The sequence below is a fragment of the Porphyromonas uenonis 60-3 genome (assembly GCF_000174775.1).
In the GTDB taxonomy this organism is placed as follows: Bacteria; Bacteroidota; Bacteroidia; order Bacteroidales; family Porphyromonadaceae; genus Porphyromonas; species Porphyromonas uenonis_A.
The window spans coordinates 1-780 of the sequence record NZ_ACLR01000172.1 but is presented as its reverse complement, the minus strand read 5'-3'; the positions used below and the strand labels follow the sequence as shown (position 1 = coordinate 780).

1 protein-coding gene is annotated in these 780 nt (G+C 46.7%); it reads right to left on the bottom strand.

Annotation, left to right across the window (positions count from 1 at the left end; translation table 11 throughout):
- Window positions 1-386: 386 nt before the first annotated feature.
- A partial coding sequence (locus tag PORUE0001_RS09830) for an integrase core domain-containing protein (protein ID WP_007365538.1) occupies window positions 387-780 on the bottom strand: 394 nt, incomplete at its 5' end.

Sequence of the window (780 nt, the reverse complement as noted above, 5' to 3'; positions counted from 1 at the left end):
CATTCTTCGGAAGAAAGATTTCGAAGTTCCGAAGAATTTGTCCGTTCCTCGCTGGATAATTAAGGATATCCACGGAGGAATCTCTCAATTTCCTTGACAGTGGCGTAGAGCTGAGACGTATATTAGTAGTAGGATGTCCTCCTCAGTTTCGCCATCTGTGAGGAGAATGTAGTTTCATACGGGAGAAACTGGAGTTTCATGCGGGAGAAACTGGAGTTTCATGCGGGAGAAACTGGAGTTTCACCTGGGAGAAACAAAATTGCCACACGTATGAAACTAGAGTTCCATAGGTGTTGTCCTCTTCCTGAAAAAAGTACACAGTTGGGAAGGTGTTACTGAGATGGTACACGGGTTATTTTTGTTAGTCCTGTGAGTGTACTCATCTGTTAGTTTTGCTCCTGCTGGGGTACACGACTTGTGGTCGTTTTTACTGCGGAGGTACACAAAGATAGCTCTTTGTTGGGAGTTAAGCGGCATGGGCTCGGAGCTTTGAGGCTCGGAGCTTTTGGTGAATTGTTCTTAGAAATCTGTTTCTTAGATGGTTGTGTGGTTAGAGGGTTGGGGTAATCTGGTATGAGCATCTGCATCGGAGTCTTCTTGTTGAGGGCTCGATGAGGACGCGCTGTGTTATAGAGAGCAATCGTTTGCGAGAGGATCTCTCGAACTTCTTCTATGGGTTTGTCCTCAAAGTTGTAGAGCCAGTCGTTCTTGATGATCCCGTTAAGTCGCTCTGCCATAGCGTTGTGGAGNGGGTTGCCTGTCTGGGTGACGCTGGTTACG